At 67.9% G+C, this 26,227-nt stretch carries 23 protein-coding genes, 1 tRNA gene and 1 other RNA gene; 13 read left to right on the top strand and 12 right to left on the bottom strand.

The features are described 5' to 3' along the window. Positions 1–67: 67 nt before the first annotated feature. Together AWC18_RS20455 and AWC18_RS20450 are read right to left on the bottom strand one after the other, a co-directional pair. On the bottom strand, positions 68–1,531 hold the full coding sequence (locus AWC18_RS20455; protein WP_085139935.1) for a neutral zinc metallopeptidase: 1,464 nt from the start codon (positions 1,529–1,531) through the stop codon (positions 68–70). A 2-nt stretch (positions 1,532–1,533) separates the two neighbouring features. Beyond that, entirely contained in the window at positions 1,534–2,265 is a 732-nt protein-coding gene (locus AWC18_RS20450; protein WP_085139934.1) for an Rv3717 family N-acetylmuramoyl-L-alanine amidase, read from the bottom strand. A gap of 50 nt (positions 2,266–2,315) precedes the next feature. Here AWC18_RS20450 and AWC18_RS20445 point away from each other — a divergent pair, with 50 nt between their 5' ends. Both AWC18_RS20445 and AWC18_RS20440 read left to right on the top strand, forming a co-directional pair. Then, positions 2,316–3,674, top strand: coding sequence for a WS/DGAT/MGAT family O-acyltransferase (locus AWC18_RS20445; RefSeq protein ID WP_085139933.1), 1,359 nt, complete (start codon positions 2,316–2,318; stop codon positions 3,672–3,674). A 4-nt stretch (positions 3,675–3,678) separates the two neighbouring features. Next, positions 3,679–4,152 (top strand): NUDIX hydrolase, encoded by a 474-nt coding sequence (locus AWC18_RS20440; RefSeq protein ID WP_085139961.1) that lies wholly within the window; start codon positions 3,679–3,681, stop codon positions 4,150–4,152. Here the strand turns inward: AWC18_RS20440 and AWC18_RS20435 are convergent. Genes AWC18_RS20435 through AWC18_RS20430 form a run of 3 tightly spaced genes read right to left on the bottom strand, consistent with a single transcriptional unit; the run spans position 4,149 to position 6,582 of the window. Further along, positions 4,149–5,984: a fatty acyl-AMP ligase gene (locus AWC18_RS20435; protein ID WP_085139962.1), complete on the bottom strand. Its 1,836-nt coding sequence runs from the start codon at positions 5,982–5,984 to the stop codon at positions 4,149–4,151. The genes AWC18_RS20440 and AWC18_RS20435 overlap by 4 nt on opposite strands. 34 nt (positions 5,985–6,018) lie before the next feature. After that, entirely contained in the window at positions 6,019–6,153 is a 135-nt protein-coding gene (locus AWC18_RS22385) for a DUF8730 family Cys-rich protein (protein WP_526022697.1), read from the bottom strand. 12 nt (positions 6,154–6,165) lie between these two features. After that, a complete protein-coding gene (locus AWC18_RS20430) occupies positions 6,166–6,582 on the bottom strand; it encodes a DUF302 domain-containing protein (protein ID WP_085139932.1) in 417 nt (138 codons plus the stop codon). 77 nt (positions 6,583–6,659) lie between these two features. Here AWC18_RS20430 and AWC18_RS20425 point away from each other — a divergent pair, with 77 nt between their 5' ends. From AWC18_RS20425 to AWC18_RS20415, 3 genes are all read left to right on the top strand, one after another. Continuing rightward, on the top strand, positions 6,660–7,565 hold the full coding sequence (locus AWC18_RS20425) for a haloalkane dehalogenase (protein WP_085139931.1): 906 nt from the start codon (positions 6,660–6,662) through the stop codon (positions 7,563–7,565). Between the two features lie 188 nt (positions 7,566–7,753). Next, positions 7,754–8,797 carry an ATP-dependent DNA ligase gene (locus AWC18_RS20420; RefSeq protein WP_085139960.1) on the top strand — a complete coding sequence of 348 codons (1,044 nt, stop codon included), beginning with the start codon at positions 7,754–7,756 and terminating at the stop codon, positions 8,795–8,797. Position 8,798: 1 nt separating this feature from the next. Further along, on the top strand, positions 8,799–9,830 hold the full coding sequence (locus AWC18_RS20415) for a DNA polymerase domain-containing protein (RefSeq protein ID WP_085139930.1): 1,032 nt from the start codon (positions 8,799–8,801) through the stop codon (positions 9,828–9,830). A gap of 4 nt (positions 9,831–9,834) precedes the next feature. Here AWC18_RS20415 and AWC18_RS20410 read toward each other — a convergent pair whose 3' ends face one another. The 4 genes from AWC18_RS20410 to AWC18_RS20395 all read right to left on the bottom strand — a co-directional run bounded on the left by AWC18_RS20410 (position 9,835) and on the right by AWC18_RS20395 (position 15,499). Then, positions 9,835–11,070, bottom strand: coding sequence for a GNAT family N-acetyltransferase (locus tag AWC18_RS20410; RefSeq protein ID WP_085139929.1), 1,236 nt, complete (start codon positions 11,068–11,070; stop codon positions 9,835–9,837). Between the two features lie 45 nt (positions 11,071–11,115). Further along, positions 11,116–13,458, bottom strand: a complete 2,343-nt coding sequence (locus tag AWC18_RS20405) for an MMPL family transporter (RefSeq protein WP_085139928.1) — start codon at positions 13,456–13,458, stop codon at positions 11,116–11,118. 26 nt (positions 13,459–13,484) lie between these two features. Then, a complete protein-coding gene (locus AWC18_RS20400; RefSeq protein WP_167659261.1) occupies positions 13,485–14,411 on the bottom strand; it encodes a DMT family transporter in 927 nt (308 codons plus the stop codon). 401 nt (positions 14,412–14,812) lie between these two features. Continuing rightward, positions 14,813–15,499 (bottom strand): TetR/AcrR family transcriptional regulator, encoded by a 687-nt coding sequence (locus AWC18_RS20395; protein WP_420093375.1) that lies wholly within the window; start codon positions 15,497–15,499, stop codon positions 14,813–14,815. Positions 15,500–15,608: 109 nt separating this feature from the next. Here AWC18_RS20395 and AWC18_RS20390 point away from each other — a divergent pair, with 109 nt between their 5' ends. From AWC18_RS20390 to AWC18_RS20375, 4 genes are all read left to right on the top strand, one after another. Further along, entirely contained in the window at positions 15,609–16,031 is a 423-nt protein-coding gene (locus AWC18_RS20390) for an MmpS family transport accessory protein (RefSeq protein WP_085139958.1), read from the top strand. After that, positions 16,028–18,937: an MMPL/RND family transporter gene (locus tag AWC18_RS20385; RefSeq protein ID WP_085139927.1), complete on the top strand. Its 2,910-nt coding sequence runs from the start codon at positions 16,028–16,030 to the stop codon at positions 18,935–18,937. The genes AWC18_RS20390 and AWC18_RS20385 overlap by 4 nt, the downstream gene beginning before the upstream one ends. A gap of 207 nt (positions 18,938–19,144) precedes the next feature. Then, complete coding sequence (locus AWC18_RS20380; RefSeq protein WP_234784406.1) at positions 19,145–19,627, top strand: DUF5078 domain-containing protein; 483 nt, start codon at positions 19,145–19,147, stop codon at positions 19,625–19,627. A 10-nt stretch (positions 19,628–19,637) separates the two neighbouring features. Further along, a complete protein-coding gene (locus AWC18_RS20375) occupies positions 19,638–20,195 on the top strand; it encodes a hypothetical protein (protein ID WP_085139926.1) in 558 nt (185 codons plus the stop codon). 33 nt (positions 20,196–20,228) lie between these two features. On the opposite strand, the gene AWC18_RS20370 is transcribed toward AWC18_RS20375, so the two are convergent. The 3 genes from AWC18_RS20370 to AWC18_RS20360 all read right to left on the bottom strand — a co-directional run bounded on the left by AWC18_RS20370 (position 20,229) and on the right by AWC18_RS20360 (position 22,458). Then, positions 20,229–21,560, bottom strand: coding sequence for a DUF4226 domain-containing protein (locus AWC18_RS20370; protein WP_085139925.1), 1,332 nt, complete (start codon positions 21,558–21,560; stop codon positions 20,229–20,231). Positions 21,561–21,589: 29 nt separating this feature from the next. After that, positions 21,590–22,291, bottom strand: coding sequence for a lipid uptake coordinator LucA (gene lucA / locus AWC18_RS20365; protein WP_085139957.1), 702 nt, complete (start codon positions 22,289–22,291; stop codon positions 21,590–21,592). An 81-nt stretch (positions 22,292–22,372) separates the two neighbouring features. Then, positions 22,373–22,458 (bottom strand) — tRNA-Ser (locus tag AWC18_RS20360). Positions 22,459–22,605: 147 nt separating this feature from the next. On the opposite strand from AWC18_RS20360, the gene ffs reads away from it, so the two are divergent. The 4 genes from ffs to AWC18_RS20340 form a co-directional block, all read left to right on the top strand. Further along, an RNA gene (gene ffs, locus AWC18_RS20355) (signal recognition particle sRNA small type) lies at positions 22,606–22,700 on the top strand. Positions 22,701–22,730: 30 nt separating this feature from the next. Further along, positions 22,731–24,005, top strand: a complete 1,275-nt coding sequence (locus AWC18_RS20350) for an aspartate aminotransferase type Ic (protein WP_085139924.1) — start codon at positions 22,731–22,733, stop codon at positions 24,003–24,005. Positions 24,006–24,102: 97 nt separating this feature from the next. After that, a complete protein-coding gene (locus AWC18_RS20345; protein ID WP_085139923.1) occupies positions 24,103–24,762 on the top strand; it encodes a CHAP domain-containing protein in 660 nt (219 codons plus the stop codon). 54 nt (positions 24,763–24,816) lie between these two features. Beyond that, the coding region (locus AWC18_RS20340) for a DNA polymerase III subunits gamma/tau (RefSeq protein WP_109560158.1) at positions 24,817–26,227 on the top strand (1,411 nt) is incomplete at its 3' end.

The following is a 26,227-nucleotide window of genomic DNA, read 5'->3' as shown; positions in this document are numbered from 1 at the left end:
TGTGGCTGCCCCACCGGCCCCACCGGCCGCCGCCACTGCGGCCGGTCGCGCGGATCCTCGGGACGGTTCACGGGAACCGCTCGAAGCAGCCGTCGACGTCGCCGTGCAGCCCGGAGCGGAACGCGAGGATCCGGGTGAACCCCGCCGGCACGGTGTGCTCGTCGGCGTCACTGGCCACGATGCCGTTGAGCAGCAGCCCGGTCACCGCCTCGTCGAGGTCGCCGCCGGCCAGCGTCAGGCCCGGACCGGTCGACAGCGTCATGGGCTCGGCCATCCGGCGTTGGGCCACTCCGGTCAGGCACGCGGTGCGCAACGCCGCCGCCGCCGACTCCAAGCCGACCTCGCGTTCGCGTTGCACCGCAAGCGCATACCGCGACGTGACGGCCGACAATCCGGTGTTGTCGCCCTGCGGCATACCCAGCGTCGACTGATCGGTCGGCGCGCTCATCTCCTGCAGTCCGGCCAGATCGACGACGACGAGGTTGGACTCGGGGCAGTAGGCCACCGGGTCGGGCTGGTGGCCGCTGGGGCATTTACCCGACGTCGACAACTGCGGCGGGCGGGACAGGCCGAAGATCTGGCCCAGCTGCTCCATCAGCGTCGAGAGCACCGCCTCGTCGATGGTGAGGTCGCTCTGCGGGTTCTCCGAATCGAACAGGGAATTCGGCAGATCGCCTCGGCGCCTGCGGATCTCATCCATGTCCATCTCCGCGCACCTCTCCGCCCCGCCGTCGAAGCCGGTCTGGAAGGCGCCGACCCGGTCCAACGCGGTGCCGTGCTCATCGGAGATCGACACCGGATTGTCCGGCGTGGACACCGGGTCGCGGATCACGATCAGCCCGGCCAGCACATGGTTGAGTCCGTCGCCGGTGCTCAACTGCACGCGCGAGGAACTGCCGGCGGCCACCCACTGCAGATACACCCCGGCGAAGCAGTCGGCCTGCTGTTCGCGAACCAGGGTGCGCGTCCACGGGTGGACGATCCCCGCCATGTTCTGCAGGGCGTGCCCGTACTCGTGCGCCAGCGTCCCGTTGATCGCCATGTCGCCGAAGTACTTTCGGGCCGTGGGAAGGAACTTGGCGCGGTCCCAGGCCATTGTGTCGGTCCGGCGGCAATACATCGCGTTCGGCAGGTGGTAGACGTCGCCGCCGCATACCTGCGGACCGTCGGCGTCGGTGGAGTCATAGGACACCAGCGTCGAGACCGGCTGGAAGCGTCCCTGCAGCGCCTCGGCGTAGTGATGCGTCCAGAAGTCCTCGATGTCGTCGATGGCCAGCAGCGAGAGTCGATCGATGTCCCCGCCGTCGCTGTTGCGCACCCGGTCGGTGACCGGCGGAACATCGCCGCGCGGGCCGCTGGGCCCCTCGGCGGTGGGCAGACCACCCACCCGTCCCGGGTCGTACAGCATCGATATCGCATGCCCGGCGATCACCGTCGGGGTGTTGTTGTCCGAGCAGCCCGGCAGCGCCAGGACCAGGGCGGCCACCCCGAAAAGTGTTCTGGCGGTGCGCACGAATCCGCGGTGAGACATCGTCACCTGCTGAGGTAGGCGACGATCCCGTTGGTGACCGCCGAGGCGTACTGCGCCCGCCCGTCGGCGCTTTCCAGCAGTGCCGCGTCCTGCGCATTACGCATGTTGCCCAGCTCGACCAGCACCGCCGGATACTCGGCCAGATTCAGCCCGGCCAGGTCCGCTCGCCCGTAGAGGCCGTCGGCGCCCAGGTAGCTGGACGGGGGGATTCCCGCGGCCACCAGGGAGTCCCGGATGTCGCCGGCCAGCGCCACGGCCGGACCGGACTGGGCGCCGTTGAGCGGCGGGCTGGAGTAGTTGACGTGAAACCCGCGGCCTGCGGCCGGCCCGCCGTCGGCGTGGATGGACACGATCGCGTCCGGGTGCGCGGCGTTGGCCGCGGCGGCCCGCGCGTCGATGCACGGCCCAACCGAGGTGTCGTCGGCACGCGAGAGCTCGGTGTGCACCCCCAGCCCCTCGAGTTCCGCGCGGATCCGGTTGGTCACGTCCCAGTTCAGGCTGTGCTCGGGGTAGCCGTCGTCGGCGGCGGTGCCGCTGGTCTGACAGGGCTTGGTGCCGCCGCGCCCGTTGGGGACCTGACGGTTGAGGGAGGCGTCGTTGGCGCCGCTGTGCCCGGGGTCCAAGAACACCGTCTTGCCGGCCACGGAAGGATCTGCCGAAGCGGCGGGCGCGCCGATGCCGGCCGCGAGTAGGCACGCGGCCGAGGCGACGCAGACAACGGCCCGCCGATGCACGGGCCCAGACTAGCAAGCGGGCAGGGGCCGCTACGGGGTCTAATGGATCGATGCAGCTGATGTCACCGCTCGACTCGGTCTTCCTGCTGACGGAAAGCCGGGAGCACCCCATGCACGTCGGCGGGTTGATGCTCTTCGAGCCGCCGGAGGGTTCCGGGCCGGAATTCGTCGGCGAGATCTACCGAGGTCTGTTGGGTGCCCGCGATCTGCAGCCCACCTTCCGGAAGCGCCCGGCAGCGCTGTTCGGCGGCATCTCAAGCCTGCGCTGGGCCGTCGACGACGACGTCGACCTCGAGTACCACGTGCGGCGTTCGGCGCTGCCGGTGCCGGGGCGGGTGCGCGATCTGTTGGAGCTGACCTCGCGGCTGCACGGCACCCTGCTCGACCGGCACCGCCCGCTGTGGGAAGCCCATGTGGTGGAGGGCCTCAACGACGGCCGGTTCGCCGTCTACGTCAAGGTGCACCACAGTCTGATCGACGGTGTCTCCCTGTTGCGGCTGCTGCGCCACACCCTGTCGGCCGATCCGCGCGAACCGGAGCTGCGCGCCCCGTGGTCGGTCCAGCGCCGGTCGCGGCCGCGACCGGACTCCCCGTCGCCCTTGGGCGAGCTGACGTCGATGGTCAAAGGTGTTGCCGCCCTGGGTCCGTCCACGGTGAAGCTGGCACGCGCCGCCCTGTTGGAGCAGCAGCTGACCCTGCCGTTCGAGGCGCCGCGCACCATGCTCAACGTCAAGATCGGCGGAGCGCGCCGGTGCGCGGCGCAGTCCTGGCCGGTTGCGCGGATCATCGCGGTCAAACGAGCGGCCGGGGTCACCCTCAACGACGTGGTGCTGGCGATGTGCGCCGGCGCGCTGCGTGCCTACCTCGACGAGCAGAACGCCCTGCCCGACCATCCGCTGGTGGCGATGGTCCCGGTGAGCCTGCGGACCGAGGCGGAGGCCGACGCCGGCGGCAACATGGTCGGAGCCATCCTGTGCAACCTGGCCACCGACGTCACCGACCCGGCGCGGCGCCTGGCGACCATCAGCGAGTCGATGGGCCGCAACAAGAAGGTGTTCAGCGAGCTGCCGCGCACTCAGGCGCTGGCATTGTCGGCGGCCAACATGGCGCCGTTGGCGCTGGCCGCGATTCCCGGATTCGTCTCGGCGGCCAAGCCGCCGTTCAACATCGTCATCTCCAATGTGCCCGGCCCGGCCGAGCCGCTCTACTGGAGCGGCGCCCGCCTGGACGGCAACTACCCGATGTCGATCGCGCTGGACGGGCAGGCGCTGAACATGACCGTCGTCAGCAACGCCGGCAACCTTGATTTCGGGCTGGTCGGCTGCCGCAGCTCCGTTCCGCACCTGCAGCGCCTGCTCGGGCATCTGGACACCGCGTTGGAAGACCTGGAATACGCCGTGGGTGTGTGACGCGGTGGCCAAGCGCAGCGCCGGGCTGCTCTTGTACCGGGCTGGCGCCGACGGCGCCGTGGAGGTGCTGATCGCCCATCCCGGCGGACCGTTCTGGGCGCGCAAGGACGACGGCGCCTGGTCGATTCCCAAGGGTGAACAACCCGAGGGCGAGGACCCGTGGCACACCGCTCAGCGGGAATTCGTCGAAGAGCTCGGCCTGGAACCGCCGGATGGCGAACGGGTCGATCTCGGCGTGGTGCGACAGGCCGGCGGAAAGCTGGTCACGGTGTTCGCCGTGCGCGGCGACCTCGACATCACCGACGCCCGCAGCAACACCTTCGAAGTGGAGTGGCCGCCGCGCTCAGGCCAACACCGGGAGTTTCCCGAAGTCGACCGGGTCGGCTGGTTTCCGCTGGAACAGGCGCGAGTCAAGTTGCTGGCCGGGCAGCGGCCCGTCCTGGACCGGCTGGCCGACTACCTGGGGGCGCTGCCCTAACGGGTGGGCGGCGTCCCGCCCTGTTGGCGCCGCTGCGCCAGACCGGAGGCGATCATGCGGCCCAGCAGGGCCGCGCCGGCGCCCCCTCCCTGCGGGGACCGCACGGCCGGCGGTTTGGGCGCATGCCACTCCGCCAGCGCCTCCAGTTCGCCGGCGAGGAACTGCCGCCGGCACTCGCTGCGCTGAATCTTGCCGCTGGAGGTGGTGGGGATCCGCATCCCCGGCACCAGCAACACGTCGTGCGGATCGAGGCCGTGCTTCTCGCTGACCGCGGCGCGGATGGCCTTGATGATGCCGGGATATTGGGTGTCGGGGACCTGCTGGTGATAGTCCAGCTCCTGCACGATCACCAGGCGGTTGTCGGCATTCGGTTTCGGCTGCACCGCGAAGACCGCGCCGCGGTCGACCAGCAGGCCCGGGTGGCAGGCCTGCACGGTCGGCTCAATGTTGTTCGGGTAGTAGTTGCTGTCGTCGATGGTGATCAGGTCGTTCCATCGCCCGGTCACAAATATCTCGCCCTTGCACAGAAATCCCATGTCACCGCTGCGCAGGAACGGGCCCTCGCCGGTGTCCAGGTAGGCCTCGAAGCTGTGGGCGTTCTCCTTCGGCCGTTCCCAGTAGCCCTGCGCAACGCTGGGCCCCGACACCCAGATCTCGCCGACCTCGTCGTCGCCGAGCTGCCGGTGGGTCTCCGGGTCGGCGATCACCACCCGCTGGCCATACACCGGTGGACCACAGCTCACCACGGGGAGGGCGTTGCCGGGGTCGGCATCGACGGCCCGGTTCTCGCGGAGCGCTGCGCTGTCGACGTAGCGCACGCCCACGACCTCGGGGCTGGGGTCTGCCGAGACCAACAGGGTGGCCTCGGCCAGGCCGTAGCACGCCAGAAAGGCCGGCAGCTTGAATCCCGCCGGAGCGAACGCTTCGGCGAACTCCTGAATCGTTGAGGCGTGGATCTGCTCGGAACTGCTGGCGGCGGTGGTCCAGTTCGACAGATCCAAGGCCGCACGCTGTTCGGGGGTGCTGCGTTTGACGCACAGCCGGTAGGCGCTGTTGGGTGCCGCGGTCGTGTGGGCGCGATACCGAGACATCGCTTCCAGCCACGCCATCGGCCGCTGGAAGAAGACGATCGGCGACATCAGCACGGTGGTGCAGCCGACGTAGATCATCTCCAGGACCCCGCCGATCAGCCCCATGTCGTGCTGCTGCGGCAGGAAGTACACGGCGGTCTCGTTCTCATGACCGTGATAGGCCCGCCGGATGGATTCGAGATTGTGCATCAGGTTGCCATGTGTCACCACGACGCCCTTGGGGGACCGGGTCGAACCGGAGGTGTACTGGATCATGGCGACGGTGTTCGGGTCGATGTCGGGCGCCTGCCACGCATCGGGGTCGGTGGCCTGGTCGATGGCGCACCATTTCAACCCGGACATACCGTCTACATCGGCGGTCGCCGCCTTCATCTGGTTGTGGGTGGTGGACGTCGCGACCGCAAAGCTTGCGCGCGCGTCGGGCGCAACCAGCTTCAGGCGCGCCAGCGGCGTGTCGACCGGCACCGCGATCGCCCCGGCGTAGAAGCAGGCGAAAATGCTGATGATGCTGTCCAGGCCCGGTCGGCAGATCGCCAGCACCCGTTGTCCGGCGGCGCCCTGATGCTGCAGGTCGGCCGCGACTGCCCGGGCTTTGTCGTCGAGTTCCCGGTAGGTCAGGCTCGCCATGATCTTGTCGCCGTCGGGGGCGAAGTTGAACGCCACCTTGTCCCCGTAGCGGTCTGCCTGTATCCGCAGCATGTCCACCAGGGTGTGCGCGTTCGGCAGGAATTCCTCAGGCATCCACACACCATAATGCGTGCAGCCAGGGGTTCAGTCAGGAGTGCGTTGCCTCCTGATGGCCCCCGCACCACTGTTCCGGCGGCACCTGAGCGCGTACCTCCGCGATGTGCTCCCCGCAGCCGTCCCAGGTGATCTTGCCGCAGACTCGGCACGGCACGGGGTAGCACATGGGCGGTTCCTTTCAGGTGGTGCGCAACGCACCCGCCAGGGTATCGATGACGTTGCGGATTTTCTCGCTCACCTCGTCGGCGATCGGCGCCACCGCCGGATTGTCGAGGACCTGGGCCATCAGCTCCGGATTCATGGCCTCCACCAGCACCGTGCCCGGGTGCTCGGTGTCTTCGCGGACCACGACGTTGCAGGGCAGCAGCACCCCGATGCGCTTCTCGGCGGTCACGGCCCGATGCGCCAGCGGCGGATTGCAGGCGCCCAGGATGAGGTAGCGCTCCATATCCTCGCCGAGCTTGGCTTTCAGTGTCGCCTGCATATCGATTTCGGTCAGTACACCGAAACCGTTGTCCTTCAAAACTTCTCGGGTCTTCTCGGCGACTGCGTCGAAATCGGCGCCGGTCACAGCAGTGCTGATCGCCACGGACATGAGGCCTCCTCGGTCGGGTTGACACCAGTGTATCAAAACACCCCGGGGGGTATATACCGACACGGTATCGTCGCCTCATGCAGACGCTGCGCACGCCCGACGACAGGTTCGTCGGACTCCCGGATTTCGCCTACCCGCCGCAGTATTGCGACCTCGACGACGATGACGGCGGCACGCTACGGGTGGCGTGGGTGCAAGACGGTCCCGACGACGGGGACCCCATCCTGATGCTGCACGGCGAACCGTCGTGGTCGTTTCTGTACCGCAAGATGATGCCGATTCTGGCCGAGGCGGGGTATCGGGTCATCTGCCCGGACCTGGTCGGCTTCGGACGTTCCGACAAGCCCACCCTCGCGGAGGACCACACCTATGCGCGCCATGTCGAGTGGATGCGTGCGCTGGCGTTCGACGTCCTGGACCTGCGCAATGTCACGCTGGTGGGCCAGGACTGGGGTGGGCTGATCGGGCTGCGGGTGCTGGCCGAGAACCCGGACCGGTTTTCCGGCGTGGTGGTGGCCAACACCGGTCTGCCCACCGGGGACATCCCGATGCCGGAGGTCTGGTGGCGCTTCCGGGAGGCGATCCAGACCGCGCCGACGATCAACGTCGGCTGGTTTGTTCAGGCCGGATGCCGCCGGCCGATGAGCGACGCCGTTCGGGCCGGCTATGACGCCCCGTTCCCCGACGACAGCTACTGCGTCGGCCCCCGCACCATGCCGTCGCTGATTCCCACCACACCCGAGGATCCCGCGGCCCCGGCCAACCGGGCGGCTTGGGCGGCGCTGTGCTCCTCGCAGACCCCGATGCTGGTCGCGTTCAGCGACGGTGACCCGATCACCGGGGCCATGGCCCCGATCTTCGAGCGCGAGATGGTCGGCGCACACGGCCGCGCGCACCCGGTGATCCACGACGCCGGGCATTTCCTGCAGGAGGACGCCGGCGAAGAACTCGCCCGCCACATCGTGGAGTTCCTGCGGCGGTGACGTCGGTGGCGCCGCCCCGTCGTACCCCGGCGACGCCGCTGACGCCGCCCCGTCGCACCCCGAGCCGGAATCTGACGACGCAATAGCGGCGTGTCGTGTCGTCAGATTCCGGCTCGCGGTCAGGCGATGACGGCCCAGCGACGCCCGACACTGCGCCTTCGGTGACAGATGCCTCGCCAACGCCCATGATGGACACCATGGACCTGCCCGTGGCACCGCCGGTGGCCCCGATGCTCGCCAAGGCGGCCGCCAAGGTCCCCAGTGACAGCGGAGCACCCGGGTCCTGGTCCTACGAACCCAAATGGGATGGCTTTCGCGCCATCGTGTTTCGCGACGGCGACGACGTGCTGCTGCAGTCCCGCAACGGCAAGCCGCTGAGCCGCTACTTCCCGGAGCTGCTGGAGGCCCTGCGCGCCGAGACCGCCCCGCGCTGTGTGCTCGACGGCGAGGTGGTGGTGCCGCGCCGGATCGGCGGGCGTACCCGGCTGGACTGGGACTCGCTGAGCCAGCGGATTCACCCCGCAGAGAGCCGAGTGCGGTTGCTGGCCGAACAGACTCCGGCGCAGTTCATCGCCTTCGATGCACTGGCCACCGGTTCGGCGTCGCTGCTGGGCGAGCCGTTTCGGGTGCGACGCGACGCGCTGTCGGATCTGATCACCGGGGGCAAGAGCTGTCACATCACCCGTGCCACCGCCGACCCCGAACAGGCCACCCGCTGGCTCACCACATTCGAAGGCGCCGGGCTGGACGGGGTGGTCGCCAAACGGACCGACGGGCCGTACCTGCCCGGCAAGCGCGAGATGGTCAAGGTCAAACACCACCGCGACGCCGACTGCGTGGTGATGGGCTACCGCATCCACAAGAGCGGTGTCGGCATCGGCTCGCTGCTGTTGGGTCTGTACCGCCCCGACGGCGAGTTGGCGATGGTGGGCGGCTCGTCGGCGTTCACCGACGCCGACCGGCTCAAGCTCCTGAACGAGCTGGAGCCGCTGCGCCTCGGCGACGTCCGCGACGGGGAGCCGAGCCGGTGGAACTCGGCCGCCGACAAACAGTGGGTCCCGATCCGGCCCGAGCGCGTCGCCGAGGTCGCCTACGACCAGATGGAAGGGGATCGCTTCCGGCACACCGTGAAGCTGGTGCGGTGGCGGCCCGACCGGGATCCGGCCAGCTGCACCTTCGACCAGCTCGAGGCGCCGCTGAACTACGACCTCGGTGACGTACTGGAGACCTGAGGTGGCCAAATCGAAGCAGGCCGAGGAATTGGACGTCGCGGGCACCGCGGTCCGATTCACCAGCGGCGACAAGGTGTACTTTCCCCGGCTGGGGGCGGGTGGCACCAAACGGGCACTGGCCGACTACTACCTGGCGGTGGCGAGCGGACCACTGCTGCACGCCCTGGCCGACCGGCCCAGCCATCTGCAGCGGTTCCCAGACGGCATCGACGGCGATGAGGTCTACCAGAAACGGCTACCGCGGGGGCACCCCGATTACCTGCAGTCCTGCCAGGTGACGTTCCCCTCCGGCCGTACCGCCGACGTCCTCAAGGTCACCCAGCCGGCCGACATCCTGTGGGCCGTGCAGATGAGCACGGTGACCTTCCATCCGTGGCCGGTGCGCTGCAGCGACACCGACCACCCCGACGAGCTGCGCATCGACTTGGACCCGCAACCGGGCACCGGCTTCGTCGAGGCCCGTGCGGTCGCGCTGGAGGTGGTGCGCCCGTTGCTCGACGAACTCGGGCTGGTCGGCTACGTCAAGACCTCCGGCGGCCGCGGGCTGCACGTCTACCTGCGGATCAAGACTGACTGGGACTTCATCGAGGTCCGCCGGGCCGGTATCGCGCTGGCTCGCGAGATCGAGCGACGCGCACCGGAGGCGGTCACCGCCGCATGGTGGAAGGAAGAACGCGGCTCAAGGATCTTCGTCGACTTCAACCAGAACGCCCGCGACCGCACTATGGCGTCGGCATATTCGGCGCGCGCCACCCCGATCGCCACCGTGTCCACGCCGTTGACCTGGGACGAGCTGGCCGAGGGGGCCGATCCAGACGATTACACGATCAGCACCGTGCCGGATCTGATCGCTCGGCGCGGTGACCCGTGGAGCAGCATCGACGACCTCGAACAGTCGCTGGATCCGCTGTTCGAGTTGGTCGCCGCCGACGAAGGCCGCGGCCTGGGGGATATGCCCTACCCGCCGAACTACCCCAAGATGCCGGGCGAACCCAAGCGGGTGCAGCCCAGTCGCGACACCGACCGCAGGTAGCGCGTCAGAAGAGCGTGCTGCAGTGCGGTGCCCGCTCGGTGCAGAAGGCCGCGTCCAGCTCGCGCATCGCCCCGTCGCGCAGTTCGGTGATGCGGTGTGCCCGGTGCAGCTCGGAAGCGCGATGGGCGCCCATGAAGATGGTGCCCAGCTCGCCGAGGCCGAGTCGGATGTCGGCGGGACCGTCATCGGGCGTGCATTTGCCCATGCCGTCGCGGGTCTGCAGGCGGAATCGTCCCCCGGCGACGGTCAGCGGGTCCTCGACCTCCAGGACCAGGTCGACATCGGCGGAGTAGGTGCGGGCGGCGAGCACTTCGGGCACCTTCATGATCCTGATCCACAGAAAATCGCTGAGCCCCGCCGTCTTGGCCGCCGCCTGATCCTTGAGCTTGAGGGGAAGCGGATCGTCGACCGGGACTTCGATGACGATGTTGTCGAAGATCTCGAAGCCGGACAGTGTGGCGAGCAGTTCGGTATGGGCTTCATCGGTGATGGGGCAGAAGTCCTGAATGACCACGGTGCCGAACGGCGGCCGAAACGCGTGTGCCCGCGCCCCCATCACCCGGTAGGTCAGAAACCCGTCCGGATGGATGACGAAGTTCAGCGGTGACGCGGTATCGCGTTGTGACTCACGGTCTTCCAAGAAGTCGTCCCACCAGGCGGCGTCGCGGGTCAGTTCGCCGTGGGTCTTGGCGCACCAGCGGTCGAAGAGTTCGGGCAGCAGATGCCGTGCCTCGTCGGCGGTCACCTCGCGCGCCCGGTTGGTGCCCGGCGGAGTGCGCAGTTCCGCTGAGTGCGGGTCGACGTGGTACTTGCGGCAGTAGCTGGCGACGCCGGCGCCCATGATCTCGTAGGCGGGCGGCTGGGTCGGAACACCGCACAGAATCGGATAGCCGCGCTCCTGCAGGATCCCGAAGCCCTGCGCGCTGATCTGTTGCCAGATTCCCCTGTTCTGATGGGTGGCGGCGACGGTGATCATGGCCAGCCAGGCGGCGTCCAGGCTGGCGCCGCCCGGAACGGTGAGGTGCAGCCGGTAGTACAGCGAGGTGCCGACCAGAAACGGGTGCTGGGGATCGGAGACGTCTTCGGCGACCAGGATGTCGCCCAGCTTGACGCGCCGTTTCCACGCCTCGATGTCCCCGGTGTCCGCCGAGGTCCCGTAGATGCGGGCCTGATTGCGGTAGACCGCCGGCCAGTCCTCATCGGTGGCCAGTCGGATCCTGATGTTGTCCGTGGTGTTCATCGTCCCTCCTTGGTGGCTGCTCAGAGATCGGTGCGTCGGTCCATGTCACGGCGGGACGCCGACGCACTCCGGGTCAGGTGTTGCAGCGGACCGCGTTGGCGCACCGGCAAATCCGGGCGGTCCGGCCGCGGCGGCCCTACGGCCGGGCACCAAGCGCTGATGCAGCCGCGCCACGGGTTTGGGCGCCCACCAGGTCCATGGGCCGGCCAGATGAATGAAGGCCGGCACCAGGACCATTCGCACCAGGGTGGCGTCGGCCAGCACGGCCAGCGTCAGTCCGAGCCCGAGCATCCGCATGAAGGAGATGTGCGCGGGTATCAGTGCGGCAAAGGAAATCGACATCACCAGGGCCGCAGCGGTGACCACCCGGCCGATGCCGGCCAGGCCGAGGGTGGTGCTGGTGTCGATGGCGGCCCGGGCCTCGGCAGGGGTCCGCGGTGGCGAGGCGGCTTTGGCGGCGATCAGGTATTCGTGTATCCGCGAGATCAGGAAGATCTCGTAGTCCATGGACAGCCCGAAGGCGATGCAGAACAGCAACACGGGGATGTTGACGTTCAAGGTGCCGGTGGGTGTGGTGCCCAATGCCCCGAGGTGCCCGTCTTGGAAGATCCACACCATGGCGCCGAATGCGGCCGTCAGGGACAGCAGATTGCAGGCCAGCGCCTGCAACGGCAGCACCACACTGCCGGTGAGTACGAACAGCAGCGCGAAGGTGACCACGGCGATCAGCCCGAGCGCGACCGGCAACCGGGTGGTGAGTGCGTCGATGCTGTCGCGGTTGGTCTGCGCCAATCCCGCCAGCTGCACCGAGCGTCCCTGCGGTGCGGCGACCTCGTGCAGCCGGTCCAGTTGGGCGTTGGAGGCGTCGGAGAACAACGGGGCGGTGCTGGCCACCGTCACGAACGCGCTGCCGTCGGCGATGCCGGTGGGTGCGGCCGGTGGACCGCTCCGGTGCCCGGCGACGTACGTTCCGGTGGGTGCGGTCACCGCCGCAACGTCCGGCTGCCGCGAGAGCTCGCCCGCATATCGCCCGAGGTCTGCGGCGCTCAGCCCGTCGGCATCGGGGATCACCACGGACACCGCGATACCCACGTCACTGACGAAGTCGTTCTCCAGCATCTCGGCGACGTGCCGCGACGACGCGGATTCGGGCAGCACCCGCTCGTCGGGGAACCCCCATTTCACGCCGAGGAACGGCGCGCCGAGCAACAGCAACAGCGCCACGACGGCGGTGGCGGCTGGAACTGCGTGGCGCAACACGAATTTCGTCGACCGGTACCAGAACACCCAACCGGCCAGCTCGTAGGCCGGACCGCGCCTGGGTGCCATGCCGAACAGCACGCGATGTGTCAGACCGCGTACGTCGAGGGCATCGAGTCGCGGCCCCAGCAGGACCATGGCCGCCGGGGTCACCACCACCGCGGCTATCGCCACGATCGCCGCGGTGGCCACCACGGTGTAGGCGGCCGATTTCAACAGCGTCATCGGGAACAGGGCCATCACCGCCATCGACAACCCCACCGTGGTGGCCGAGAACAACACGGTGCGCCCAGCGGTCGTCATGGTCTGCAGCAGTGCCTGTTCCCGGTCGCTGCGCTGGGCCAGTTCCTCGCGGTAGCGGCTGATGATCAGCAGGGTGTAGTCGATGGCGAGGGCCAGGCCCATCGCGATGCTCAGATCCAGCGCATATGTCGACACTTCGGTCACGGCGTTGATCAGCCGTAGCACCGACATGGTGCCGACTATTGCCAAGGCGCCCAGGCAGATCGGCAGCACTGCCGCGGCCAGGCCGCCGAACACCCAGACCAACACCGCGAAGCTCAGGGGAATCGCGAGGGCTTCCATCAGCCACAGGTCGTGTTCGTTCTGCCGGGTGATCTGGGCGTAGGCCACCGCCATGCCGCCGGCTTGAACGGTGACGCCGTCATCGCGGTCATAGGCCAGGTCGCGGGCGAGCTGCTCGGCGTATTTCGGGGCCTCGTTCTCCCCGCCTTTGAGGTTGGCCACCACCAACCCCGAGCGCGAGTCCTTGCTCACCAGTGCGTCGGCGGTCCGTGGCGGCGACGTCCACGCCGAGGAGACGTCGAGCACCCACTCCGAGTGCTTCAGGTGGTCGACGATCTCGGTGGCGACGGCGCGGGCCTGCTCGCTGCGAACACCACCGGGGGCGGTCACCACCAGCAGCATCTTCTGGTCGGTTTGGTCGAACTTGTCCCGCAGCAGCTCGGTTGCCTGGGCCGACTCCGACGTCGGGTCCTGGAAGCCGCCCGCCGAGAGCTGGTTCACCACCGGGAGCCCGAAGATCGCGGCCGCCAGCGCGAACAGCGCGGCGAACGCAACGGTCCGGCGCGGGGCGGCGATGGCAAGTCGAGTGACTGCTCGCAGCATCTCCGGCCTCCCTTCTGCTGTTCGGCTTACGCGGTCACACGCTGCGGTGTGCCCGAGCCTGTCGGCGGTCTCCGAACCTGCCCGCCATTCGGGTTCTCGTTCGCTTCGGCGGCTTCGACACGGGCGAGCTTGACGATTGCCGTCACCATCACCAGCGACGCCGCTGACAAGATGAGCAGCGGCAGGCGGCCGGTATTGATCGTCTCGCCCAGAAGCCAGACGCCCAGTGCCGCCGCCACCACCGGCTGCGACACCTCCAGCGCCGGCATGGACGCGGTGAGCGGCCCGGCCCGAAACGCCGCCTGTCCCAACACCAGGCCGCCGGCCACGGCCAGCAGGCAGCCATAGAGCTCAGGTGCGCGGGCCACTTCGGCCAGCCCGTCGCCCAGCATGCCGGTGACCTGTTTGGCGAGGACGGCGAACACCCCCCACAGCGATCCCGCCACGAATGCCAGCAGGACCGCTGACAGGGCGCCGTGTCGATGTCGTGTGTAGGCGATGCAGGCCAGCAGCAGCGGCCCGAAGACCACAGCCACGGTGGCCCAGGTGTGGCCGGGCACCTCGGAAAGGCCGGGGCGGGGGTGTCCTACGGTGACGATCGCGATGACGGCGGCGGTGAGCAGGCCGCCCCAGGTCCACTCGTAGGCGCTCATCGGTCGGTGGGTCCACCGGGCATTGATCACCAGCGCGAACAGCACCGAGGGCACGAGCAGCGCCTGCACCAGCAGTACCGAGTACTGGCTCAGGGCCGCGGCCTGCAGTCCGATGCTCGCGGCCAGCAGCACCGCGCCCCAACGCCACTGCCGGTCGCGGACCAATCGCGCCAGCAGGTCGAGATAACCCAGGTGTTGTCCGTTGAAGCGATACGCGGCGCGCTGCTGCAGGATGTCGCCGAGCGCGATGCACGCGGCAGAACTCAACGCGAGCAGCGAGGCGATGCACGCCTTGACCATGCGCAGTACCTCCGTGACGCGGTCGGCCGGCGATGCGCTGTCACATTGCCGGCTGAACTGGTGTCAGTCAGGCGTTGGCCGCTTCGTTTCCCGCCGCCCCCTGACGTCGATCAAACGGGCTTGGTGTCACTGCTTGTCGGTGTCGCGGTTCTCGCCGAGAAATGCCTGGCGGCTGAGTACCCCGCGACTCCGATCGGAAACACCCAGTGGTGGCCGTGCGACGGCGGGGCGCGCAGCGAACGCGTCCGCAGTCCGGCCGGTGAACATTTGCGACACATAACCTCCCCAACTCCCGAAAGGAAATCTGTATTTCCTGATACAGATTTCTGATACCACGGCCGCGAAAGCCCTGCAAGGCGGCCGGATGTTCGGCTCGGGATCGGCGAGGGAGCTGTCCGCCGTCAGTCAGTACGCGGCCGCAAGAGGCCGTGGCAGGTGGCGGTGAGCAGCCGGGTCAATGCGGTGGCGAAGTCCACATTCCACTCCGCCGGAACCTGAGATTCAAGCGCGTCGTCATCGGCGAGGTCTGCCGGGGGATGGGCGATCTGCCACAACGGCGCCGCCAGCGAGTACGCGGCGAGCAGCAGGTCCAGCGCGCCTTCCTTGCCGAGGCCGGGCAGGGCCCGCTCGATGGCATCGGCCATGGCCAGCCCCGCCGCAGAGCTCTTGCGACGCACTTCCATGACCCGCTCGGCGTCGACCTCGTGCTCCAGGTGCAGGTGCAGATTGGCCAGCATGTCGCAGAACAGGGGGTCGGCGACCAATCCGCTGGTCAGCGTGGTGGCCACTCGCGCCGGCGACATCGGGCCGGGCTCGTTCAGCGCTGCGCAGACGGTGGCCGACCAGCGCTCCCAACTCTCGGCGGCCAGTCGCAGCAACACCTCCTTGTGCGAGCTGAAGTAGCGCCGCACCGCGGAGTAGTGCACCCCGGCGCGGCTCGCGACCGCCGTCAGCGTCACCGAGGCGACACCGGTCTCCGAGGCCACCGAGCGTGCCGCCTCCATCAGCGCTTCGGCCCGCTGACGCTTCTTCTCGTCGCTGCGGGCGCGTTGGAAGGTGGCCGGACGCACAGCGCGAGGATAACGCACACGATGTGCGTTGCGGGCGCGCGCGGAAGTGTTGTAGCGTGCGCTTACGCTCGTCGACGTGGGTTAGGGTACCCAAAGATGTCTGGTGAAGGGGACTCCGATTTTCAAGGTGCTGAGCCGGGTGTGGATACCCCTGGTGATATTGGCCGTGGTCGGTGTCGCCGTATTCGCCGTGACGCGCATCCACGGCCTGTTCGGTTCTGAGGATCGGCCCTCCTATTCCGACGGTCAGCTCGACGAGACCAAGCCGTTCAATCCCAAGCGGATCACCTACGAGATCTTCGGTCCGCCGGGAACGGTGGCCGACATCAGCTATTTCGACGTCAACTCCGAGCCCCAGCGTGTGCAGGACGTCGCCCTGCCGTGGCAGCTCGAGCTCGTCACCACCCAGGCCGCGGTGGTGGGAAGCATCATGGCCCAAGGCAACAGCAACAGCATCGGCTGTCGCATCACCGTGGACGGGGAAGTGAAGGCGGAACGAATCTCTAACGAGGTCAACGCCTACACCTTCTGCCTGCTGAAGGCGGCATGAGTCAGCCCGCACCGCGTCGCGCCGACGAACAGGTGAAGCGACCGTTCATCGCACGGACCATCCGCCGCTTCGCCATACCGATCATCCTGGCGTGGCTGGCGCTGATCGCGGTGCTCGTGGCCACCGTCCCGCCGCTGGAAGAGGTCGGCAGGCAGAACGCCGTCTCGGCGAGTCCGCAAGACGCCCCGTCCATGCAGGCCATGACGGAGATGGGCAGGGTCTTTCAGGAGTCGGACTCCGACAGCACCGCGATGATCGTGCTGGAGGCCGACCACGAGCTCGGCGACGCCGAGCACGAGTACTACGCCGAAGTGGTGGAGAAGCTTCGGGCTGACACCGACCACGTCCAGAACGTGCAGGACTTCTGGGGCGATCCGATGACCGCCGTCGGCGCCCAAAGCCCCGACGGCAGAGCGACGTACGTGCAACTGAACCTGGTCGGCAATATCGGCCAGGCGAAGGCGAACGATTCCGTCGAATCCGTTCGTCAGATCGTGGACTCGGTCCAGAAGCCGCCCGGGCTGACCGTCTACGTCACCGGCACCGCGGCGCTGGCCAAGGACATGAACCACGCCGGCGACAAGTCGATGTTCAAGATGATGGTGGTCACCATCCTGGTGATCCTGACCATGCTGTTGCTCGTCTACCGGTCGATCATCACGGTGGCGCTGCTGCTGGGCATGGTCTACGTGGAACTGAACGCGGCCAGCGGCGTGGTGGCGTTCATGGGGCACCATCACTGGGTCGGGTTGACGACGTTCGCCGTCAACCTGCTGGTCTCGCTGGCGATCGCCGCCGGTACCGACTATGCGATCTTCCTGATCGGCCGCTATCACGAAGCGCGCCAGGCCGGCGAAGACCGGGAGTCGGCGTACTACACGGCATTTGAGGGCGTCGCGCACGTCATCCTGGGTTCGGGTCTGACCATCGCCGGAGCGGTGTTCTGTCTGCACTTCACCCGGATGCCCTACTTCTCCACGCTGGGTATCCCGTGTTCGGTGGGCATGCTCGTCTCGGTCTTCGCCGCGTTGACGCTGGGCCCGGCGATCATCACCGTCGGCAGCCGGTTCGGGCTGTTCGACCCCAAGCGCGCGACGAGCACGCGCGGCTGGCGCCGGGTGGCGACGGTGATCGTGCGGTGGCCGGGTCCGGTTCTGGTCGCCTCACTGGCGATCGCGGCCGTCGGCCTGCTGGCGCTGCCGGGTTACCACCCGGCCTACGACGACCGGAAGTACATCCCCAAAGACATTCCCGCCAACGAGGGCTTCTTCGCGGCCGACCGGCATTTCTCGCAGTCGCGGATGCTGCCCGAGATCCTGCTGGTCGAAGCCGATCACGACCTGCGCAACCCGTCGGACTTCCTGATCATCGACAAGCTTGCCAAGTCCATCTTCAAGGTGGTCGGCATCTCCCGGGTGCAGGCCATCACCCGCCCGCAGGGCACCCCGCTGGAACACACCTCGATCCCGTTCCAGATCAGCATGCAGAACGCCGGTCAGCTGCAGACCATGCAGTTCCAGAAGAAGCGCATGGACGACATGCTGACCCAGGCCGAGGCGATGGCCCAGACCATCGCCACCATGCGCCAGATGCACGGCTACATGAGTCAGATGGCCGGCATCACCCACGACATGATCGTCGACATGGACGAACTGCAGGCCCAGATCTACGACATCCGGGACCACATCGCCGATTTCGAAGACTTCTGGCGGCCCATGCGTAACTACTTCTACTGGGAACCGCACTGCTACGACATCCCGATCTGCTTCTCGCTGCGCTCGGCGTTCGACATCGTCGACAGCGTTGACCCGATGAGCGAGAGCATGGACAAGATGATCGCGCACATGGGTGACATGGACGCACTGCTGCCGCAGATGCTGACCACGTTCCCGCCGATGATCGACACCATGGAGACCATGCGGATCATGATGCTGACGATGCACAGCACCATGTCCGGGATCTTCGAGCAGATGGACGAGATGAGCGACAACGCCACCGCGATGGGCAAGGCGTTCGACGAGGCCAAGAACGACGACTCGTTCTACCTGCCGCCGGAGGTGTTCGAGAACCCCGACTTCAAGCGCGCCATGAAGATGTTCATCTCCCCGGATGGCAAAGCGGTTCGGATGATGATCTCGCATCGGGGCAATCCGGCTACGGCCGAAGGCATTTCGCACATCGACCAGATCCGGACCGCGGCGGAGGAAGCGCTCAAGGGCACACCGCTCGAGGACGCCAAGATCTATCTCGGCGGTACCGCGTCACTGTTCAAGGACATGCACGACGGTTCCTACTATGACCTGCTGATCGCCGGAATCGCCTCGCTGTGCCTGATTTTCATCATCATGCTGCTGATCACCCGAGCCCTGATCGCCGCGTTGGTGATCGTCGGCACCGTGGCACTGTCGCTGGGGGCGTCGTTCGGGTTGGCAGTGCTGGTGTGGCAGTACCTGCTGGGCATCCAGCTGCACTGGCTGGTGCTGGTCATGAGCGTGATCGTCCTGCTTGCGGTGGGTTCGGACTACAACCTGCTGTTGGTGGCCCGGTTCAAACAGGAGCTCCATGCCGGCCTGCACACCGGCATCATCCGGGCGATGGGCGGCACCGGGAAGGTGGTGACCTCAGCCGGGCTGGTCTTCGCCTTCACCATGACGTCGATGGCGGTCAGCGATCTGCGCATCATCGGCCAGATCGGCACCACCATCGGGCTGGGTCTGATGTTCGACACCTTGATCGTGCGGGCGTTCATGACACCGTCGATCGCGGCGCTGCTGGGGCGCTGGTTCTGGTGGCCGATCAACGTGCTGCCGCAGATCGGCGGCAAGGCCGACCAGCATCGCCCCGCCGCGGCCCTCGCGCGCGGCGGCGACGCCGACGACACCGAGGAGCTGGCCCACAAGCGGTAACCGGTTGTGGGCGATCGCATGCTCGGCGGCCGGAAAACCAATTAGGTAGCATGGCTAAAGTTATGTAGCATCGCTGATGAGTTCGTCAGGGTTCCGCGGCCTGTCTGCCGCGTGTTCGCCTCACCTGCTTCACCCGACTCAGCGGTCTCACCGGCGGGGTGAGCGTGGCAAAACGAACAGAGTGAAAGGACCGGGGGAATGGCTACAGTGGACTCCATGCGTACGCATCGCCCGACTCTGCGGGGCATCGTCGTGACCGCTGCTGCCGCGGGCGCAGCCGTGGCGTCGGTGCTGCTGCCGGCCACCGCCTCCGCCGACGCCACGGATGACTTCCCGATTCCGCGTCGCGTGATCCGCACCGACTGCAGTGCCGAGCAGATGCTGGCCGCCAGCCGCGACCTGTCGCCGGTCTACTACGAGCGCTACATGATCGACATGCACAACAAGCCGGTGCAGGTACAGCAGGCCACCATCGACAAGATGCACTGGTTCTTCTCGCTGAGCCCCGAGCAGCGCCGGGCCTACTCCGAGGAGCTGGCGACCAACTTCGCCGATCCGCTGACGGTCTCGTGGCCCAACCACGCCAAGATCTTCTTCAACAACAAGGGCGTCGTCGCCAAGTCGACCGAGGCCTGCAGTCAGTACCCGCGCGACGACATGTCGGTGTGGGACTGGGCCCCCAAGCCGTAACAGGAGACCGATGCCCAACCGCCGAGTCATGCGGGTTCTGCTCGTCGCCGGCGCGGCGGGCGGACTGCTTCTCGGGGTCTCGGGGTCACCTGTGGGTGCTCAACCTGCGGAGTTTCCCAATCTGGACGACTTCGCCGCCGTCCCGGTGGACAACTACATCTCGACGGGGCCCAAGGGCCCGGGGCGCTGGGTGAACTTCGCCACGCCCTACAACGTCGCCTGCCAATTCGACGCCGTTGAGCCGGCACCCGGATCGTCGCAGGCCATCATGTGCGACGGCGACATGCCGGGCTTGGCCACCGCGCCGCTCGGCTCGGGCGCGCCGGTGCCGGGCGGCTGTGTGATCGGCACGGTTCGCTCCCAGGGCGCGGCGGGGCTGCGGCTCAACCGCGAATCGACCGATTGTGGCCGACAATTCTCCAACGGAGCCTTCTTGGGCGTCGGACAGAAGCTGTCCTACGGCAACGTCACCTGCGCGGTGGGCACCGACCAGCTGGTCGCCTGTCTGGACACCTCGCTCGGGCATCACGGGTTCGTGCTGAGCCCGTCGGGCAGCACGGCGTTCTAGGGCTTGTTTGGGCCTGCCAGGCCCGCACCTGCGCTACGGGTTGACGGTGACAGTGGTCGTGTAGGTCCGCGGGTGATAGGGCGGTGGCGGGGCATCTGGGCCGATCGGCCAGCCCTCCGGCGTCGGCCACGTGCTGATTCGCATCGTCACCTGCTCTTGCCCGTTGGGAAGTGTCTCGACGTTGACGATGCTGGGCCCGTACGGGAAGGCCGGCAGATTGCCGGGGCTCGCAACGAGACCGGGGCCGGTGAGGTCTTGCGGGGGAGCCTGCAGCAGGCCCTGGGGACTGCCCGCGGCCACGCCCACGACCTGGCTGCCGTCGCTCGCGCTGGCCAGCAGATAGCCGCCCTGCGGTAGCGCCACGATCTGATTCTCCCGGTTGGCGGGGCCGAGATTGTTGAAGGTGCCCACCTCCTGCAGGCTGTTCATCCAGGCATGCGGCGGGTCACCGGCGGCGACCGGGGCCGACTGCCACAGGGTGCGCTGACCGTCTTGACCGACGTTGCCGACGATCACCATGGTTCCCGATGCCGGGTCGTAGACGCCGCTGGCCTGGGAGATGCCCACCTTGGTGTCCGAACCGATCGGGGTGCCCAGCAGCGGTCCCAAATCCGTTGCCGGATCAGCCAGGTTCTGCACCCGCGATTCCGGCGCGATGTAGTTGTCTGGTGATGTGCCGGGCCCGTACGGGCGCACGCTGTAGAACGCGTATTGCTGACCGTCGGGGCCGACGGCGGTGCCGGTCGGCAGCGCCCGGAAACCGTCATCGACGGGGAAGGGGTTGTCGATATCGGGTTGACCGGGGAGACGCAGCCGGGGGTGGCCGCTTTCCGGGTTGCCGGTGATGACGATGCCGGTGCCGGGGATGGTCGCGCCCAGGTCATAGGGCGAACCGTCCTGCCGCTCCGGCATCGGTGGGCTTCCCACGCCGGCGATGGTGGGATCGTGCGGCTGGCTGTCGGCTGGAATCGTGTTGTCCACCAGGCGGATATGGGGGTCCTGCTCATCCTCGCCGGTGCCCAGCCGGTAGTGGTTGGTCAGGGTCTTCACCAGCTGAGTCCGGTGCCGGCTGTCGGCGGCGGCGTCGGCGACCACCCGGTGTATTTCGCGGGTCTTGGCGATCAGGAAGCGCTGGAACTGACGGGAACCGGCGGGGGTGTCCAGGCCGGGCCAGGCCGCCGCCGTCTCGCGGATCTCGGCCTCGATGGCATCCAGGCGTTGCCGGGAACGCGCCGTGCTGCGCAGCGCCTGCTGCAGGATGGTCTGGAACTCTTTGTCAGCCGCTACCGCCGTGGCCAGCCGGCTTAGGAGCTCCTCTTCCCGCGCTCGCGCCGCATTCGCGAAAGCGCCGAGGTTCTCGGCCATAGCCTCAGGGTAACCGGGCCGGATGAGGCTTACTGGCCCTTCTTCGCCTGCCGCTTGCCGGACGGGCGCAGCTTGTCGTCGTCGGCCGGTGCCGGCTCGTCGGCTTCCGTCGGCTCGACGATCTCCGTGGCATCAGCCTCGTCGTCGGCCGCATCTCCCGCGTCGGCATCGGTGTCAGAGTCCTCGGCGTCCTCGGCGTCCTTGGTCTCGGAGTCCTCGGCGTCCTCGGCTTTCGCCTCGCCGGACTTCTTGCCCCACCGACGCGGCTTCTTCTCGGACTTCGGCTTGATCGGTTTGGGCGGCGGCGGCGGCATTTCGGCGACGAAAGCCAGGTAGTACGCGCCAATCCCCAACACGGCGATCGCGGCCGCGGCTCCGTAGATCCCGAACAGCCACACTCCGAAGCTGTCCAGCGACAACCAGATCTCGCTGATCGCGGTCCCGGTGATCAACACCGCGGCCACCAGGTGCGCGACGATCGAGCCCGTCCTCAGCGACAGCGCCAACTGCGGGGTGCCGAACTCGGGCTTGCGGGACTGCTTCAACACCGCTGCCACCGGCAGGGCCATCGCCGCGACCACCAGACCCAGAAGGATTCGCAGGACGGTTCCCAGCACATGCGTGCTGAAACCGGTCAGCTCCCACCATCGCGGCAGGACGAACAGGAAGTAGAGGATGACGGCGAGGGTCGAGAGCGACGCGTGCCAAACCGTGGCGACGGTACGACTCACGCCACCTCCCATGCTCGTCAGGTAGTGATTCAGGTGCGACCGGACCTCGAACTTTCGGTCCGGCCGCACCTGAATCGGGCGCGGAGGATAGGGGATTTGAACCCCTGAGGGCTATTAACCCAACCCGCGTTCCAGGCGAGCGCCATAGGCCACTAGGCGAATCCTCCGTCGGCAATGGTAGCTGAGTCTGTCGCCGGGGTCCGCGCACTCCTCTCCCCGGCCGGCTTCGCCGTGCTCGCGACCACCGCTGGGCTTGATGGCGGTGGCCCGCAGCGCCCGGCTTCGCCGTGCTCGCGACCACCGCTAGACTTGCCCGTGGACCCCGCGCGGCGTCCATCCTGTGAACTCCCCCAGGGCCGGAAGGCAGCAAGGGTCAATGGGCTCTGGCGGGTGCGCGGGGTCCCCTCATGCCGGGCCTTCCACGCTGAAAGGCGCACCCGTGTCGCTGCCAACTCTGAACCGTGCCGACCTGACCGCGCAATACGAGCGCTACCAGCGCGACTACGCCGAACTGCAGGCCAAGAAGCTGTCCTTGGACCTCACCCGCGGCAAGCCGGCATCCGAGCAGCTCGACCTGGCCAACGGCCTGCTGGCCCTGCCCGGCCCGGACGACTACCGCGGCGACGACGGCACCGACACCCGCAACTACGGCGGGCTGCAGGGCCTGCCCGAGCTGCGGGCCATTTTCGGGGAGCTGCTGGGCATCGCGGTGCCCAACCTGATCGCCGGCAACAACGCCAGCCTCGAGTTCATGCACGACGTCGTCGTCTACTCGATGCTGCACGGGGGCGTGGACTCGCCGCGGCCCTGGAGCCAGGAACCGGTGGTGAAGTTCTTGTGCCCGGTGCCCGGCTATGACCGGCACTTCGCGATCACCGAGACCCTCGGCATCGAGATGATCCCGGTCCCGCTGCGTGAAGACGGCCCCGACGTCGACCTGATCGAAGAGCTGGTCGCCGCCGACCCGGCGATCAAGGGCATGTGGACCGTGCCGGTGTTCGGCAACCCGACCGGCATCACCTACTCCTGGGAGACCGTGCGCCGGCTGGTGCAGATGAAGACCGCCGCGCCGGACTTCCGGCTGTTCTGGGACAACGCCTACGCGGTGCACACCCTGACCACCGAGTTCCCCCACCAGATCGACGTGCTGGGGCTGGCGGCGGCCGCCGGCAACCCGAACCGGCCGTATGTGTTCGCCTCCACCTCCAAGATCACCTTCGCCGGCGCCGGCGTCAGCTTCTTCGGCGGCTCGCTGGGCAACATCGCCTGGTACCTGCAATACGCCGGAAAGCGCTCGATCGGCCCGGACAAGGTCAACCAGCTGCGTCACCTGCGGTTCTTCGGCGACGCTGACGGCGTGCGGCTGCACATGCGCCGCCACCAGGAGATCCTGGCGCCCAAGTTCGAGCTGGCCGCGGAGATTCTTCACAGCCGCCTCGGCGACGCCAAGATCGCGTCGTGGACCGACCCCAAGGGCGGCTACTTCATCAGCCTGGACGTTTGGCCGGGCACCGCGCGGCGCACCGTCGCGCTGGCCAAGGACGCCGGAATTGCGGTCACCGAGGCGGGGGCGTCGTTCCCGTACCGCAAGGATCCCGAGGACAAGAACATTCGGATCGCCCCGTCGTTCCCGTCCATCGACGACCTGCGCAACGCCGTCGACGGCCTAGCCACCTGTGCACTGCTGGCCGCCGCCGAGCATCTGCTGGGCTAGCGCATTGCGAAATTCGGCAACGGGGGTGGCCGTTGCCGATAAGGTTTCACGACAGTCGAGTCAGCAGTCCCGTCGAATTGCCCAGGGAGGCGCGAAAATGGCGATCAAGGCCGGTGCCTTCGGTTGCGCGGTGGTGGCGATAGGCGTGGGGCTGGGCCAGCTTCCCGCGGCTCAGGCCGCACCGGAAGTGCCGGTCGAACCGCCGTCGCTGCAGGCGGCGGTAGTCGGACCGGACGGGCCGGTCGAACCGCCGTTGCTGCAGGCGGCGGCAGATACCGTTCCCAGCGAGGGAGAATTCCTGCCGCTGCGGGCCGCCGAACAACTCGACGGCTTCCGTCACGATGCCGCCGAGGCCGCGTTGGGACATCCGGTCATGTATGGCGATGGCCAGTGTTATCCGCTGGTGCAGAAATACATTCAGACCCTGGGTTTATGGCGAAATACCGACCCCAGCGGTAATGCGTTCGATCTCTACCACCATTTCCCCACCAATGGCCTGAGCGAATACTTCGACCAGGTGCCGTTCGATGGTGGGCTGAATGAGCCCCATGTCGGCGACGTCGTGGTCTACGGCCCCGGCGGGGTCGTCAGTGAACACGGGCATGCTGCGGTGGTCACCGCGGTGCGGGGCAGCGGCAGCCTGCTGCAGTATGAGGTCGCCGAGCAGAACTCCGGCGGCCGGTTGTTCGCGACGCTGAACTGGCGTGACGTCACCCCCATGTGGAACACCCTGGGGTATCTGCGCCCGAAGGTGTAGCGCTTGCCCTGCCGGGCGTGCACTGTCGTCGGGCCGAGCAAGTAACCTGCTGGCGTGGCGCTCTACCGCAAATACCGGCCGGCAACCTTCGCCGAAGTGGTGGGGCAGGAGCACGTCACCGGACCGCTGTGCACCGCGTTGTCGGCGGGCCGGATCAACCACGCCTACCTGTTCTCCGGACCCCGCGGCTGCGGCAAGACGTCGTCGGCGCGCATCCTGGCCCGATCGCTGAACTGCGTGCAGGGTCCCACTCCGACGCCGTGCGGCACGTGCGATTCGTGCGTGGCGCTGGCTCCCAACGGGCCGGGCAGCATCGACGTGGTCGAACTCGACGCGGCCAGCCACGGCGGGGTGGACGACACCCGCGATCTGCGTGACCGCGCCTTCTACGCGCCGGCCCAGTCGCGCTACCGGATCTTCATCATCGACGAAGCGCACATGGTGACCACCGCGGGCTTCAACGCGCTGCTCAAAATCGTCGAGGAGCCGCCCGACCACCTGATCTTCGTGTTCGCGACCACCGAGCCGGAGAAGGTGCTGCCGACCATCCGTTCCCGCACCCACCACTACCCCTTCCGGCTGCTGGCGCCGCGAACCATGCGGGAACTGATCGGCCGGATCTGCGAGCAGGAGAACGTCGCCGTCGACGACGCGGTGTATCCGCTGGTGATTCGTGCCGGTGGTGGCTCACCGCGCGACACCCTGTCGGTGCTCGACCAGCTGCTGGCCGGCTCGGAGCCCATGCCCGGCAGCCCCGACACCAGCCACGTCCGCTACCAACGGGCACTGGGACTGCTGGGTGCCACCGATGTCGCCCTGATCGACGAGGCGGTCGACGCCCTGGCCGCCGGGGACGCCGCATCGCTGTTCGGGGCGGTGGAGGCGGTCGTCGACGCCGGCCACGACCCGCGCCGGTTCGCCATCGACCTGCTGGAGCGGTTCCGGGATCTGATCGTGCTGCAGGCGGTCCCGGACGCGGTCGCCAAGGGTGTGGTCGACGCGCCCGAAGACATGCTGGAGCGCATGCACGAACAGGCCGCCCGGCTGGGTCCGGCCACCCTGGCCCGCTATGCCGAAGTGGTGCATGCCGGTCTCGGCGAGATGCGTGGCGCCACCGCTCCCCGGTTGTTGCTGGAGGTGGTGTGCGCCCGGCTGCTGCTGCCGTCGGCCGCCGACACCGAAGCCGCACTGCTGCAACGGATTGAGCGCATCGAGGGCCGACTGGACATGTCGATCCCGTCGGCGCCCGCGCGGACCGGGGCGGCTCCCGCCGCGGGCTCGCCGGTTGCGGGCGCTGCCGACACGGCAGCGGGTGCGTCAGCCGGCAAGCAGTTCACCCGCCGCTCCGTCCGGGCAGCTGAGCCCGCGCCGGCGCCTACCGCTACTCCGGCTCCCGAGCCGGCGCCGGTGGGGGCTTCGGCGCAGGGGCCGGAGCGGGGGCCGGTGCGGGCGGTTTGGGTTCGGG

This window comes from Mycolicibacter nonchromogenicus (genome assembly GCF_002101775.1).
GTDB classification, from domain to species: domain Bacteria; phylum Actinomycetota; class Actinomycetes; order Mycobacteriales; family Mycobacteriaceae; genus Mycobacterium; species Mycobacterium nonchromogenicum.
This window is presented reverse-complemented; position numbering and strand designations above follow the sequence as displayed.

Coding starts and splice junctions, on each gene's coding strand:
- AWC18_RS20425 (WP_085139931.1), top strand. CDS start 6,660: ATGCAGACGCTGCGCACGCCCGACGACAGGTTCGTCGGACTCCCGGAT.
- AWC18_RS20345 (WP_085139923.1), top strand. CDS start 24,103: ATGGCGATCAAGGCCGGTGCCTTCGGTTGCGCGGTGGTGGCGATAGGC.
- AWC18_RS20375 (WP_085139926.1), top strand. CDS start 19,638: ATGCCCAACCGCCGAGTCATGCGGGTTCTGCTCGTCGCCGGCGCGGCG.
- AWC18_RS20370 (WP_085139925.1), bottom strand. CDS start 21,560: ATGGCCGAGAACCTCGGCGCTTTCGCGAATGCGGCGCGAGCGCGGGAA.
- AWC18_RS20455 (WP_085139935.1), bottom strand. CDS start 1,531: ATGTCTCACCGCGGATTCGTGCGCACCGCCAGAACACTTTTCGGGGTG.
- AWC18_RS20435 (WP_085139962.1), bottom strand. CDS start 5,984: ATGCCTGAGGAATTCCTGCCGAACGCGCACACCCTGGTGGACATGCTG.
- AWC18_RS20420 (WP_085139960.1), top strand. CDS start 7,754: ATGGACACCATGGACCTGCCCGTGGCACCGCCGGTGGCCCCGATGCTC.
- AWC18_RS20410 (WP_085139929.1), bottom strand. CDS start 11,070: ATGAACACCACGGACAACATCAGGATCCGACTGGCCACCGATGAGGAC.
- AWC18_RS20400 (WP_167659261.1), bottom strand. CDS start 14,411: ATGGTCAAGGCGTGCATCGCCTCGCTGCTCGCGTTGAGTTCTGCCGCG.
- AWC18_RS20445 (WP_085139933.1), top strand. CDS start 2,316: ATGCAGCTGATGTCACCGCTCGACTCGGTCTTCCTGCTGACGGAAAGC.
- AWC18_RS22385 (WP_526022697.1), bottom strand. CDS start 6,153: ATGTGCTACCCCGTGCCGTGCCGAGTCTGCGGCAAGATCACCTGGGAC.
- AWC18_RS20430 (WP_085139932.1), bottom strand. CDS start 6,582: ATGTCCGTGGCGATCAGCACTGCTGTGACCGGCGCCGATTTCGACGCA.
- AWC18_RS20405 (WP_085139928.1), bottom strand. CDS start 13,458: ATGCTGCGAGCAGTCACTCGACTTGCCATCGCCGCCCCGCGCCGGACC.
- AWC18_RS20385 (WP_085139927.1), top strand. CDS start 16,028: ATGAGTCAGCCCGCACCGCGTCGCGCCGACGAACAGGTGAAGCGACCG.